The 13,717-nt window shown below is 61.8% G+C and carries 12 protein-coding genes and 1 tRNA gene; 4 read left to right on the top strand and 9 right to left on the bottom strand.

The genetic code is table 11. The annotated features are described in order from the left end of the window. Positions 1-2 precede the first annotated feature (2 nt). On the bottom strand, positions 3-353 hold the full coding sequence (locus INT29_RS00260; protein WP_101570460.1) for an Rv2175c family DNA-binding protein: 351 nt from the start codon (positions 351-353) through the stop codon (positions 3-5). A 136-nt stretch (positions 354-489) separates the two neighbouring features. Here INT29_RS00260 and INT29_RS00255 point away from each other — a divergent pair, with 136 nt between their 5' ends. Both INT29_RS00255 and INT29_RS00250 read left to right on the top strand, forming a co-directional pair. Beyond that, the gene (locus INT29_RS00255) at positions 490-1,578 is read left to right on the top strand and encodes a LysM peptidoglycan-binding domain-containing protein (RefSeq protein WP_101570461.1); all 1,089 of its coding nucleotides are present in this window, start codon (positions 490-492) and stop codon (positions 1,576-1,578) included. After that, positions 1,575-3,641, top strand: a complete 2,067-nt coding sequence (locus INT29_RS00250; RefSeq protein WP_193070401.1) for a protein kinase domain-containing protein — start codon at positions 1,575-1,577, stop codon at positions 3,639-3,641. The genes INT29_RS00255 and INT29_RS00250 overlap by 4 nt, the downstream gene beginning before the upstream one ends. 171 nt (positions 3,642-3,812) lie before the next feature. Here INT29_RS00250 and INT29_RS00245 read toward each other — a convergent pair whose 3' ends face one another. The 4 genes from INT29_RS00245 to gcvH are packed head-to-tail and all read right to left on the bottom strand — an operon-like array spanning position 3,813 to position 6,993. Next, positions 3,813-5,207 carry a class II 3-deoxy-7-phosphoheptulonate synthase gene (locus INT29_RS00245; protein WP_101570463.1) on the bottom strand — a complete coding sequence of 465 codons (1,395 nt, stop codon included), beginning with the start codon at positions 5,205-5,207 and terminating at the stop codon, positions 3,813-3,815. Between the two features lie 10 nt (positions 5,208-5,217). Next, a complete protein-coding gene (locus INT29_RS00240) occupies positions 5,218-5,703 on the bottom strand; it encodes a bifunctional nuclease family protein (protein ID WP_101570464.1) in 486 nt (161 codons plus the stop codon). A 10-nt stretch (positions 5,704-5,713) separates the two neighbouring features. Beyond that, a complete protein-coding gene (locus INT29_RS20715) occupies positions 5,714-6,589 on the bottom strand; it encodes an FHA domain-containing protein (RefSeq protein ID WP_180958922.1) in 876 nt (291 codons plus the stop codon). Then, positions 6,589-6,993: a glycine cleavage system protein GcvH gene (gene gcvH, locus INT29_RS00230; RefSeq protein ID WP_101570465.1), complete on the bottom strand. Its 405-nt coding sequence runs from the start codon at positions 6,991-6,993 to the stop codon at positions 6,589-6,591. Before gcvH ends, INT29_RS20715 begins: the two co-directional genes overlap by 1 nt. Positions 6,994-7,225: 232 nt before the next feature. On the opposite strand from gcvH, the gene INT29_RS00225 reads away from it, so the two are divergent. Then, positions 7,226-7,302, top strand: a tRNA-Pro gene (locus INT29_RS00225). A 171-nt stretch (positions 7,303-7,473) separates the two neighbouring features. Here INT29_RS00225 and INT29_RS00220 read toward each other — a convergent pair. Further along, positions 7,474-8,718 (bottom strand): MFS transporter, encoded by a 1,245-nt coding sequence (locus INT29_RS00220; protein ID WP_193070400.1) that lies wholly within the window; start codon positions 8,716-8,718, stop codon positions 7,474-7,476. Beyond that, positions 8,715-10,145: a sodium:proton antiporter gene (locus INT29_RS00215; RefSeq protein ID WP_101574790.1), complete on the bottom strand. Its 1,431-nt coding sequence runs from the start codon at positions 10,143-10,145 to the stop codon at positions 8,715-8,717. The genes INT29_RS00220 and INT29_RS00215 overlap by 4 nt, the downstream gene beginning before the upstream one ends. Positions 10,146-10,397: 252 nt before the next feature. Here INT29_RS00215 and INT29_RS00210 point away from each other — a divergent pair, with 252 nt between their 5' ends. Further along, entirely contained in the window at positions 10,398-11,828 is a 1,431-nt protein-coding gene (locus INT29_RS00210) for a sugar porter family MFS transporter (RefSeq protein WP_193070581.1), read from the top strand. Positions 11,829-11,858: 30 nt separating this feature from the next. Here INT29_RS00210 and INT29_RS00205 read toward each other — a convergent pair whose 3' ends face one another. Both INT29_RS00205 and INT29_RS00200 read right to left on the bottom strand, forming a co-directional pair. Continuing rightward, on the bottom strand, positions 11,859-12,359 hold the full coding sequence (locus tag INT29_RS00205; protein WP_193070399.1) for a DedA family protein: 501 nt from the start codon (positions 12,357-12,359) through the stop codon (positions 11,859-11,861). 138 nt (positions 12,360-12,497) lie between these two features. Next, the gene (locus INT29_RS00200; protein WP_193070398.1) at positions 12,498-13,712 is read right to left on the bottom strand and encodes a metal-dependent hydrolase family protein; all 1,215 of its coding nucleotides are present in this window, start codon (positions 13,710-13,712) and stop codon (positions 12,498-12,500) included. Between the last annotated feature and the right edge of the window lie 5 nt (positions 13,713-13,717).

The raw sequence follows: 13,717 nt of genomic DNA, 5'->3' as shown, positions 1-13,717 counted from the left end.
GCTCAGAATGCCAGGGCTTGTGCCCGGCGCCTGACCTCTTTGCGGTTGCCGGCTCGCAGCAGATCGATGGGACGACCGGGCAGAGAGTCATCTGGGGTGAAGAGCCAGTCGATGGCTTCTTGATCGTCGAAACCCGCATCCCGCAAGGTGCTGATTGTGCCTTTCAGAGGGGTGAGCACCGAACCGTCGACGAAGAAGGCTGACGGCACCTGCATCACTTTGGGACTGCCGTGCTTATAGCCGCAGATCGCACCGTCTTCCAACAGCCTGCGCACCTGCATGATGCCAAGGCCCGTCGACTCGGCGATATCTGGCAATGTGGCCCAATCCTGGACGAGTTCTTCCGTATTCACATCCCCAAGCCTAGCAATATTTGCGAAACACCCCGCCATGCGGAGCCGAATGCTCGGGTGCAGGCCGGGCACTCGATACTCTGGAGTGTGAAACTTCCCCATCCGATATGAAGTCAACAGGTGACAGATGACACGAATGCGACGGAATCCCCAGGTGCCCGTTACCGCCGCTCCTGACATCCGTGCTGCTTCAAAGGTGAATTCCACTGGACCCATTCCCGGTTTCACCGACCCCATCCCCACGGATCATGACGACACCGACGATACCCCCGCCGAGGCGGCCCCCTCCCCCACTTCGTCTTCGACGACTGCGCCGGGGCCGCAATGGACGTCTGGAACCAACGGCGAGACCGTTCCGGTCACGCACGGCGGTCGCACCTATAAAACCAGGGAAGGCGACACTCTCTACGGTGTTGCCAGCAAACACGGCGTCTCCGTGCCTGCTTTGGCTGAGCTCAATCGTATTTCGCCGCGTCAGAACCTCCATCAGGGACAGGTGCTGTCCCTGCCGGAGAAGAACGACCTGCCCGATACAGACCCTTCACATGTCGTTGCGCCCGGCGAGACGCTGCCCGGAATCGCAGCCAGACATCAGATCTCGCCGGGAACGCTGCGTCGTGCAAACTCGATGGACGACGACTCGTTCCTCAAGGTCGGTGAACTGCTGCTGCTCCGGGACTCTACGGCTCGACGGCATCGCACGCCTCCCAAACCTCCGACCGACATTCCACGCGTCGCCACGAGCGCACAGGTCGAGGGCATCCGCCCCAATGTGCTTGCCGCCGCCCGCCTCAATAAGTTCACTCTGCTCCAGAGAACTCACCCGGCACCGGCACAGGCACGGCTCATCGTTGCCTCGATCGCAGAAGAGCTCGGCGCCGATCCGGCACTCATGCAGGCAGTCGCCGCACAGGAATCAGGTTTTCAGCACACCACAGTCTCGGCCGGAAACGCCATCGGCATCATGCAGGTCACCCCTCGCTCGGGCAGGTGGGCGAGCGACATCGTCGGCCGCAGCCTCGACCTCCTAGACCTCGCCGACAACATCGTGGCGGGAACCGTCATACTGGGATGGCTGGTCGAAACCGCCGAATCGGAGAACGAGGCACTTGCCGGCTACTACCAGGACTTGCGTTCCGTGAGATCCGATGGATTGCTGCCCGAGACGAAGGCCTTCGTCCGCGCCGTTCAAATGCAGCGACAGCGAATGCAGGAGGCGCTATGAGTTCCCGCCCGGATCCACTCATCGGCACCGTTCTCAACGACCGCTATCGTATCGATGCGAAGATCGCGCGCGGTGGAATGGCCATGGTCTACCGCGGCACAGATCTGCGTCTGGACCGTGAGATCGCGATCAAAGTCATGCATGACCACCTCATCAGCGACGAGACCTTCGTCGAGCGGTTCCGACGCGAGGCCATCAATGCCGGGCGACTGACCCACCCGAACCTCGTCGCCATCCATGATCAGGCTCGCGACGGCGACACAGTTTATCTCGTGATGGAGTACCTGCCATCTGTGACCCTGCGCCGCGAACTCAAACACCGAGGCACCTTCACTCCCCGGCAGGCGATAGTCGTCCTCGACGCGATCCTCGCAGCACTCGAGGCGGTCCATTCCACCGGAATCATCCATCGAGACCTCAAACCCGACAATGTCCTCCTCGGCACCGACGGTCAGGTCAAACTCGCCGACTTCGGGTTGGCACGCGCTGTCACCACCGCGACCACGACCAAGACTCTGATCGGCACCGTCGGGTATGTGGCGCCCGAACTCGTCACACGGGCAGGTGCGGATATCCGCACCGACCTCTACACGGTCGGCATCATGTTCTACGAGATGCTCACCGGGATGCAGCCCTATACGGATGAGGTCCCCATCCAGGTGGCCTACCGCCACGTCCACGATTCAGTGCCACCCCCATCGGACCAGGTCGAGGGCCTGAGTCCGCGCCTCGATGCGCTGGTGCTGTGGGCAACGTCCAAGGACCCTAATGACCGTCCCGACGATGCCGCAGAATTCCGCCTTGCCCTCGCTGAGGCGCGATCCGAGATGAGCGAAAGCGAACTCGACCTCGGCGATCCCAATGTCGTACCGGGTGAGCACTCCCCCGCACTGACGGCAAGCATCGATCTCGGAGCTGAAGCTCCGAAGGAGAAACGATCACGCACAGACGAGATCCCCTATCTCGAGACCGACGAGGACGGAGCAAGCCAGGGCGCCGAAGCGGACGGCTCTGACGGCGACCAGGACTCTGACTCAGCTGCCGCTGTCGCAGCCGCTGGTGCGGCAGGCGTCGGTGCAACTGGTGCGGCTGCCGTCGGTGCAGCTGGTGCAGCTGGTGCAGCTGGTGCGGCTGCCGCGGCTAAGGCTGACGCTGCTGACGACGAACCCGAACACGGTGAAGACGACTCCGACGAGGAGCACGCGATCGCGGCCGCTGCAGGAACAACCTCGGCGAGTGCAGCGGTGACCCGTCGGCGCAGAAGACGGTTGGCGACGACCATCGGTGCCGCGATACTCGTCCTTGCTCTTGTGGCCTGGCTGGTCATTGCGAACATGCCCGCGCCCACCTCGATCGTCCCTGCTCAGTTAGCGGGCAAAGACCTGGACAAGGTGACCTCGCAGATTGAGGACACCGGTCTCGATGCGCAGCCAAAGGAAGTCTTCGACGACAGCGTCCCGGCCGGAGTCGTCATAGGCACCGACCCAGTCGGCGGATCTGAACTTCCACCGGAATCAACCGTCACGGTCGTAGTGTCCAAGGGCGAAGAGATGTTCGCGGTTCCCAAACTCAAGGGCCTCAGTACCGACGACGCGAAGGCCGCGCTGAAGAAGGCAGACCTCGAGGTGGGCAAGGTCGATGAGAAGTACAGCGACTCGGTCGACAAAGACGACGTCATCTCCGCCTCGAAGAAATCCGGCGAGGACCTGTCCAAGGGCACCAAAGTTGATCTGGTCGTGTCCAAGGGCGTCAAGCCGACCCCCGTGCCCAATGTCGAGGGCCTGACCTTCGACGCCGCCTATGCCACTCTGGCCAAACGCGGATTCCGTGTCGGCAGGGACGAAGTCTTCTCCGACGACGTGCCCAAGGGCAAGATCGTCTCACAGTGGCCCAAGAGCTCCGAGGCGAAGCCCGTTGACTCCCTCATCATCGTCCGTGTCTCAAAGGGCAAAGAGAAGAAGGAAGAGTCCAAGGACGACAAGAAGGATGAGAAGAAGAAGGACGACGGCAAGGACAGCAAAAAAGACAGCAAGAAGGACACGGACAAGAAGCAGGACAAGTGACCCGGTCACTCAGCTGACTGACTTGGTGCGGGGTTCTTCGTGCGAGTGAATGAAATCGGTGGCCATGCGATGTGATCGCACGGCCACCGATTTCGTTGCTGTCTGCGCAGATGGGTCGACGTCTGCCGACTCGCTGTCACCGACCCACTCTGTCGCGAACTCGCTGTCCCGTCAGTTGCGACGGGTGAGGTACTCCGCGACCTGGAAGGCCATCTCCAGCGACTGGTCGTGGTTGAGTCGAGGATCGACGAGCGTCTCGTAGCGACGGCGCAGACCCTCATCGTCGATCTCGGTCGCTCCGCCCATGATCTCGGTGACGTCGTCACCAGTGAGCTCGATGTGCAGTCCGCCAGGAATAGTTCCGGCGTTCTGATGCGCGGTGAAGAAGCCCTCCACCTCGGCCATGACATCTTCGAACCGGCGGGTCTTGTATCCGGTGTTCGAGGTAATGGTGTTGCCGTGCATCGGATCGCAGACCCAGGTCACGTGCGGCAGACGGTCGCCGACTCCTGCGAGCAGCTTCGGCAGCGCCTCGGTGATCTTGCCTGCTCCCATGCGAGTCACGAAGGTCAGACGACCAGGCTCAGCATCCGGGTCGAGCTTCTCTGCCAGCGCCAGAGCCTCATCGGCAGTGGCTGTCGGACCGAGCTTGACGCCGATCGGGTTACGCACCTTCGACAAGAAGTCCACGTGGGCTCCGTCGATGTCGCGGGTACGTTCGCCGATCCATAGGAAGTGTCCGGACACATCGTAGGCTTGGCCGGTGCGGGAGTCGATCCGGGTCAGTGCACGTTCGTATTCGAGCAGAAGAGCCTCGTGAGCGGCATAGAACTCTGTGGTCTTCAATCCATCGAAGTCAGCTCCACAAGCGTCCATGAAGCGGATGGCACGATCAATCTCGCGCGCAGTCTGCTCGTAGCGCTGGTAACCGGGGTTGGACGTCAGGAACCCGCGATTCCACTCATGGACGAGGCGCAGGTCCGCGAAACCACCCTGGGTGAAGGCACGGATGAGATTGAGCGTGGAAGCTGAGACGTGGTAACCCTGCAGAAGTCGTGCAGGATCGTGACGGCGTGACTCTTCGGTGAATTCATAGCCGTTGACGATATCGCCTCGGTACGAAGGCAGTGTGACACCATCCCGCGTCTCCATGTCAGCGGAACGGGGCTTGGCGAACTGGCCTGCCATGCGACCGATCTTGACGACCGGCATCGAACCGCCGTAGGTGAGCACGGCTGCCATCTGCAGCACGGTCTGAACTCTGGCTCGGATCTTGTCGGCTTGAGCGCCGGCAAATGACTCGGCGCAGTCGCCCCCTGCGAGGACGAAGGCCTCACCACGGGAAGCCGCCGCAATACGCTGCTTGAGCACGTCTGCCTCACCCGCGAAGATCAGTGGCGGAGAGTTGCTCAGATTGGTCAGTGCATCGCCGAGCGCCTGTCCATCGAGATAGGTCGGCTGCTGCTGCGGATCCATCTCACGCCAGTCGTCAAGACCGCTGAGATCGTTTGTGCCCGCTGGGGCGCTGTTCCTGTTGGCGAATACCGGATCGATATGGAAGCTCACAATCGTTCTTTCATGATGTTTCGGTACCGGTTTCGAAGTCCTCGGCCGAGACGTTGTCGAGGAAGTCCCGGAACTGGGCCACTTCCTCTTCGTCTGCCTCGGGAGCTTCGATTCCGGACTCTTCGAGAAGTTCAGAGTCGACGTAGACGGGACACTGGGCCGTGAGGGCCAGGGTCACCGCGTCGGAGGGTCGCGCCGAGATCGACTTTCCGTCGTTCGTATGAAGTTCAGCCAGAAAGATCTGACCGTCACGGCCGGTGATCGTGACATCGGCCAATGACGCTTCATATGCTTCGAGGGTGTCGAGCAGAAGCGCGTGTGCCATCGGTCGCGGCGGGGTCAGGCCCCGTTGCGCAATCGAGAGTGCATTCGCTTCGATCGCCCCCACCCAGATGGGCAGATAACGGGCTGGCTCGGTTGCCTTGAGCAAAAGGATCGGTTGGTTGGCTGGCATCTCGATGCGAACACCAACAACCTCAACTTCGATATTTGACATTATCCCCCGGTCAGGAGCGCGGACGCTGCTGGAAAATCATCCGGAACTTGCCGATCTGCACATCGGCTCCGTTCTGCAGTTCAATGGAATCGATCAGCTGACGGCCCACATAGGTCCCATTGAGCGAACCCGTGTCACGAAGCGTGAAACCACTCGGAGTCCGGATGAATTCAGCGTGCTTGCGCGACACTGTGACATCGTCAAGGAAGATGTCAGCGTTCGGGCTGCGACCCACGGTCACCACATCGGTGTCGAGCAGAATCTGCGAACCCGAGTCTGGGCCCGAGACGACGACGAGCAGTGCATCCGTGTCCTGGAGACCTTCGAGATCGGGTACGGGATGGATCTCTCCGGTATGCGGATCCAGAATTCCTTGGAACTGCTGGCTGCCGGAATCACCGGAGGCTGGCTCTTCATTGCGGTACTGCTGTCCCTGACCATTCCCGTTGTACGGGTTCTGACCCTGGCTGCCGTACTGCGGCTGATTGTTCGCACCGTAGGGATCCTGCGGCGCATATCCGCCACCCTGGGGTTGATTGCCCTGCGGAGGATACTGACCCTGCTGACCGCTGTTCTGCTGCGGGGCATTGCCGTACTGGGGTGCCTGGGGGCCGTTGTTCACGGGCTGCTGACCGTAGGGCGGAGTCTCCTGCGGAACTGGACCGCCCTGTGACTGCGGCGGCGCATAGTACTGCTGACCGTTACCCTGACTGCCGCCACCGGTCTGACCGTTAGGGTCAACCTGCTGGTTATGGCGTGTCTCGGGCCCTGTGCCTTCGTCACCGTTGCCGGCACCGAAGGGAAACTTCTTCGACTGCGGCACCTGACCGTTGTCATACCAGGACTGCGAGGGGTTGGGACGACCTTGATCGTTATTCTGCGACATTACGCCTCCTCGCTCTGAATGAGCTCTTGGTACTGCTCGCTGTCCAGCAGGGCCTCGACCTGCTCCGGATCACTGAGTTCGACGAGATACATCCATCCGTCCTGGAACGGGGAGGTATTCACGGTCTCAGGAGCGTCATCGAGTCCTTCGTTGACTTCCGTGATCGAACCGGACACGGGTGCGATGAGATCGGACACACTCTTCGTGCTCTCGACCTCGCCGCAGGACTCTCCAGCAGTGGTCTTATCTCCGACTTCAGGAAGATCGACATACACGACGTCACCCAGCTGTTCCTGGGCAAAATCGGTGATACCCACACGGACAACTGCACTGTTTTCCGTGGTCTCGACCCATTCGTGGTCGCGCGAGTATCGCAAGGACACTGGATAATCCAGGTTTGCCATGTCAACTCCTCTTAGCTTGTTGGTCCTCCAAGCATAGCCGCCTGAGGTGGTTTCATAACAATCACGAAACAGAAATGTTACCGATCCTCGGGACCAGCACAGGCTCGCGCCTGTCTCTCACGTGACTACCTGGGATGATACCCGTTTTTTCAAGGTCACGAAACGCAATTTTGGCACTTCGCCGATGATCGTTATAGGCTGGGCCTCGTTGCTTTCCGAAGCAGCACGGAAACGGGCTATAGCGCAGCTTGGTAGCGCGCTTCACTGGGGGTGAAGAGGTCGTGGGTTCAAATCCCGCTAGCCCGACCATGAGGGGGTACCTCCCGCTTGCGGGGGAATGTGTCGCGACATCGTTCACTCGATGTCGCGGCACAATTCTCATTTCTGACCCGGTCCTGCCTCACGTCATCGTGCACACTTTCAGGGGTATGTCTCACGACATCGTGCACACGTTCTGACCTGTAACGCGACACGCGACTCTCAGTCCGACCGCCTCGGCACAGTTCCGAGCCGGCCGGCGAAGATCATTGTGACTGCACCGATGACGATCAGCAGTGACAGCCCCCAGCGCAGACTGCCGATGCTGGCGATGATTCCGACCAACGGGCTGGTCCCCAGATAGCCGCCCCTCATGATCCAGTTGACCAGGGTCACGCCGCCGGCCCGCCCCACACCCGGAATGTGAGCTGCTGCCCCGAGCGCGCCCGGGACAAGCGTCGCTGAGCCGTATCCCATCAAGGCAAGACCTGCCAACAGCAGAACCGGCTCGGTGGCGGCGACGACACCAATCCCACCAACCGCGATGAGACCTCCCCCGAGGCGAGCTATCCGACCGGAACCGAAACGCTGGACGAGGAGGTCGCCGCTGAAGCGACCAAGGCATTGGCTGCCGATGACCACGCTGAATGCGATCCCGGCAGTGGCTACGGGTACACCGCCGAATTCCACCGCGGCGATCGCGGACCAGTTGTTCGCGATATCTTCGACCGCCGTCCCACAGATTGCCACGACGGCCAACGGCAGGGCCATAAGCAGGATGGCACGCTTCGAACTGGGTCGCTTGGCACCTGCTGTCTCACTTGCGTCAGCACTTGCCTCGGCGCCGTGATCAGCACTGGTGCCGTCAGCTCCACCGGAGTTCTCTGGATGACTGCGAGCGTCGGCGTCTCCGACCAGCCGACGTGCGACCATGATCACGATGATGGACACCACCATGATCAGTCCCAGGTACGCCCTCATATCCATGCCATTTGCCGCGGCAACCGTGGCGGCCGCGCCACTGACGAGTCCGCCCAGACTCCACAGCGCATGCATGGATGAGAGGATGACGCGCGACTGGCTCTCCTGCACCCCGATGCCGACGACGTTCTGGGCCACATCCACGATCGCATCGAAGAAGCCGACGAAGAAGAGGCACACGGCCATCATCAGACCGTTGACGGACCACGCGGTGGCCGCAGCAGACAGCCCCAACAGGACGGTACCGCCGATGACGACGGTATTGGCCCCGAACCGTGAGATCAGGTGTGCTGGTGCAACAGAGGAGACGATCGCACCGAGCGCGAACGATGCGACGACGAACCCGAACTCCCAGGAGTTCAGTCCCAGCCGCTCGACCAGCAGCGGATACCACGGCAGCAGCGCCGCGAACACTAGGCCGTTGCAGCCGAAGTAGAGTCCGACGCCGGCAAGCGGGCGTACACCGGAGTTGGGCCGATGGCTCATTCGCCGGGCTCACTGGCCCGGTCGTTCGAGCTCGCTCCCTTCTTCGACTCAAGTCTGCCTTCCCGCACATTCAGACTGGCCCGCCCGAGCACGAGCAGGGTCACCAGAACGCCGAGCAGCTTCCACCACACACCGTCGGTCATGAACAGCAGCACCATCGCAGCCAGGATCGGGGCCAGGTGGACCATCGACCACCCGACATAGCCGCCGAAGCTCGGCATCTCCACGTTGGCCGAATCCGCGACGGATTTCACCATGAAGTTCGGGCCGTTGCCGATATAGGTCAGAGCTCCGCCCATGACTGCACCCAGGGACACCGCGATCAGGAGAGTCTCGGCGACGCCGGCCACCCGTGGCTCTCCCGGCACTTGAGAGGCCATTTCGAAGAAAGTCACATAGGTCGGAGCATTGTCGAGCACCGAGGACAGACCACCGGTGAATACGAACAGGGAGATCTCATTGAGCGGGATCCGATGTGCGATCTGGCCAAGATAGGCCAGTGCGGGCATCATCGTGAGGAAGATGCCGATGAACAGTGCTCCGACTTCCAGAATCGGAGCCCACGTGAATTTGTTGAGGTTGAAGCGGGCACCGCGGTCTCCGAAGAGGAATGATGCGATGGCCGCTGCGAGCATGACGAGCTCACGCCAGGGAACGTACTGGGACACGCTTGCATGTCCGGATTCGACCGCATGCATGTCGATCGAGGGGATGAACGCGACGGCGATGATGATGACGGCGAGGAAGGCGAGTCCGCTCGCCCCGCGCAGCCCCAGTTTGGTGGCGTACTCCGCATCCTTCGCCAGCCCCTCGGCGGGCTCCTTCGCATACATCTTGCGATCCAGGGCGTAGAAGCTGATCAGGAGCAGCGCATTGACGAACAGCCAATAGGGCCACAGTCCGAAGGTCCATTCGAACGGAACCCCGCGCAGCATCCCGAGGAAGAGGGGCGGGTCCCCCAGCGGGGTCAGGAGTCCGCCGCAGTTGGCCACGATGAAGATCGTGTAGACGACAGTGTGGGTCCGGTGTCTGCGGTCCTGGTTGGTGTTGAGGATCGGCCGGATGAGGAGCATGGCCGCACCAGTAGTGCCGATGAACGATGCCAGCACTCCGCCGATCGCCAAGAAGATCGTATTGTTCTTCGGCGTGGCCTTGATGTCGCCGACGAGGAAGATTCCTCCCGAGGCCACGAACAGGCTGCCGACCAAGACGATGAATTGGAAGTACTCCACCAAGGCTTCGGAGACGGTGAAACCGGCTCCGCCGATGACGAACCACACGGCGATGGGAACACCGAGGACCAACGCCACAATGAGCTTGACGAGGTTGCGGTCCCAGATCTTCTCAGTGGCCGGGATGAGCGGCAGGACCGCGATGCAACCCAACAGCAGAACGAACGGGAGAATACTCCACCAGGCAACAGCCATCCGGCGGTCCCTTTCTCATATTGGTGATGACGAGTTCCACCGAGCTCGTCGACGTTGACGTGGCACCACTCTACTGACAATCGGATCCAATCCCCGCAGTGACCCACGTCTCGGACAGTCGCGTGCTCAACAGCTTGTCGGTGGCATAGCGTGGGGGTGCAGCTCATCGACATCACATTCGCCCCGTGCGCCGAATGTCATCCTCAGGAGGAGACCCGCTTGTCTCAGAACGAATCGTCCGCAGAAGTCAGACTGCACGGTCGAGAACGGGTGAACTCCCGGATCGTCGGAATCTCGCTGGCCGCTGCGCTGGGCGGGTTCCTCTTCGGCTTCGACACGGCTGTCATCAACGGCGCCGTCGACGCCCTGGCCGAGGAGTTCGCCCTCAGTGCCGGGCTGAAGGGGTTCGCGGTCTCCTCGGCGCTGTTGGCCTGCGCACTTGGTGCGTGGTTCGCGGGCTCTCTGGCCAATCGCTACGGCAGACTCCCGGTCATGGTCGTCGCCGCGGCCCTGTTCTTCGCCTCCGCCATCGGCTCGGGACTGGCCTTCGGGGTCACGGATCTCATCATCTGGCGTATGGTCGGCGGGCTCGGCGTGGGTGCCGCATCCGTCATCGCTCCTGCCTATATCGCCGAGGTGTCCCCCGCCCGGGTGCGCGGTCGCCTCGGTTCGCTGCAGCAGCTGGCGATCGTGACCGGTATCTTCGCGGCCCTCCTGTCGAATGCGCTTTTGGCCTCGCTGTCCGGCGGAGCCGCCGATCCTCTGTGGTTCGGAATCGAGACCTGGCGCTGGATGTTCATGGTCGAGGCGCTGCCGGCTCTGGTCTACGGGCTCATGGCTCTCGGCCTTCCGGAGTCCCCACGGTTCCTGGTTGCCCGTGGCAAAGAAGATGAGGCCGCACGAGTTCTGCGTGTCTTCACCGGAGTCACCGACACCGATTCTCTTATCGAACGGATCCGCGACTCGATCCGACGCGAAGACAAAGAGTCCTTCAAAGACCTCATCGGCAAACGGTTCGGCCTCAAGCCGATCGTCTGGATCGGAATCCTGTTGTCCGTCTTCCAGCAATTCGTCGGCATCAACGTCATCTTCTACTACTCGACGACGCTGTGGAAGTCGGTCGGATTCGATGAGTCCAGTGCCCTTTTGACCTCCGTCATCACCTCGGTGACGAACATCGTCGTGACGATCGTGGCGATTCTTCTCGTCGACAAGGTCGGGCGTCGCAAAATGCTGCTGGTCGGTTCGTTCCTGATGGGAATCTCTTTGGCCATGATGGCGGTGTCGTTCTCGTTCGCCGAACTCGCCACCGCGGCCGATGGCACCACCAGTGCTCAGTTGGGTGCTCCGTGGTCGATCATCGCGCTGATCTCAGCGAATGTCTTCGTTGTCGGATTCGGTGCCACCTGGGGCCCTCTGGTGTGGGTGCTGCTGGGCGAGATGTTCCCCAACCGGATCCGTGCCGGTGCCCTGGCTGTGGCTGCCGCAGCCCAGTGGATCGCGAACTTCGCGATCTCTACGACATTCCCGATCTTCGCCGATATCAGCCTGACCTTCGCTTACGGCTTCTACGCGTTCTTCGCGATGCTCTCGTTCTTCTTCGTCTGGTGGAAGGTGCCCGAGACGAAGGGAATCGAGCTGGAGGACATGACGGAGGAGCTCACCGTACATCCGCGCGACTGAATCCGCCGAGGCTGTGCCGGGGTGGCCTGGTCACGCCGGGCTATCGGCGGCGGGCTCGGTCTGCGCGTCCTTCTTCTTCAGCCCGATGAGCAGGCCGGCAATGGCCAGCACGAAGCAGGCACCCAATCCGACCGTCAGTCCAGGCTCAGCCTGGTAGGCGGTGGCCAAGGCCTTGAAGCCGATGAGTCCGACCGTCGAATAGATCAGTGCCCACAGCGAACCGCCGACGACGAGCGCGGGCAGATAGCGACGGTAGCTCATGCCGCTGGTTCCGGCAGCCAGATTGAGCACGGTCTGCACCCCGATCATGAGGAAGCTCAGGGCGATCACCGGTGCGCCATAACGCTCGATCGCGGCCTCAGCTTTCCGGTATTTCGGGCCGGACATGATCCTATCGATGCGTTCGATCTTTCGGATGCCTCTGCGCGCCAATCGTCCCAGCAGGAACGTTCCGCCTGCGCGGGCCAGGATGATGCCGAACAGGATGAGCCAGGTGACGACGATGGGAAATGACCAATTCAGAGGGTTCATCGTGACTCGTCGTCCCGGCCTTTGGCGCTGCACGGATGGTTTCGATTGCTCACGCCACGATTGTACGCCAGGTGAGGTTAGTCTGCCCTCACCTGGCGTCCTCTCGCCTCCCGGTACACAGCCGCCGGAAGTCTCGCCTCAGACGAGCTCGCCGCCCAGGTGCACCGAGCTCACTCGGGACTCGATCCCCTTAACGTCCTGGGTGCTGAGGTCTCCGTCGATGACCACGAGGTCGGCGAGCGCCCCCACTTCGATCCGGCCGACGTTGTCGTGGCCCAGGAGTTCTGCTGCGACGGACGTTCCGGCTGCGAGTGCTTCAGTCGTGGAGAGGCCGACTCCCGCGAGGAGACTGATCTCTTCCAGGTTCTCACCATGCGGGCCGACACCAGCATCGGTGCCCATCACGATCTTGACCCCCGCCTCATGGGCCTTCGCGATCGACTCATAGTGAGCCTCGATGACCGAGTGGGCCTTGTCGACCACGGACTGGGGCAGGGCCGAACCAGCCTCGGCAGCCTTGATCACTGCCTGCGGAGCCTGCAGGGTCGGGACCAGGAAGGTGCCGGCCTCGAGCATCAGGTCGATGGCTTCGTCGTCGAGGTAGATGCCGTGTTCGATGGAGCGCACTCCTGCGCGGACGGCGTTCTTGATTCCTGGTGCGCCCTGGGCATGGGACATGACGTGCGCACCTTGGGCGGCCGCCTCGGCGACGATGACGGCGATCTCCGCCTCGGTGAACTGGGAGTGTCGAGGATCATCTCGCGGTGAGAGCACACCACCGGTCGAACAGATCTTGATGTGATCGGCGCCGGCCCGTAGGAGCTCGCGAGTCTTGCGCTGCACGCCTTCGAGCCCATCGGCCACGCCTGAGGGCCGGCCCGGGTGTGGGGCGAGGAACGGAGAATCGGCGCCGGAGACCAAGTGGAAGTCGCCATGCCCACCCGTCTGGGACATGATGTTGATCGCGATCGACAGGCGAGGCCCACGGACGACGCCCGACTCGATAGCAACCTTCGCGCCGAGGTCGGTGCCACCGGCATCGCGCACGGTCGTCACCCCACCCTTGAGCGTCTTCTCCATATTCTGAACGGAGTTGTAGAACTGCAGCGAGAACGGATCATGGAACGACGAAGAGTTGTTGGCGCCTGTGCTCATCAGATGCACGTGGGCGTCGATGACGCCGGGGATGATCGTCTGGCCGGCGCAATCGACATAGCTGTCACCGGCATCATGTGAGCCCTGACCGCCCTCGGTGATCGCAGAGATCACTCCCCCGTCGACGACGACATCTCGCAGCCCGGCGAGGAACCTGGTTCCGTCGAAGACCTTGGCGTTCTTGAAGACTGTGACCATTGGCG

The organism is Brevibacterium sp. FME37 (assembly GCF_014897485.1).
In the GTDB taxonomy this organism is placed as follows: Bacteria; Actinomycetota; Actinomycetes; order Actinomycetales; family Brevibacteriaceae; genus Brevibacterium.
Note: the sequence above shows the minus strand (reverse complement) of the source record. Positions and strands in the feature narration are given on the sequence as shown.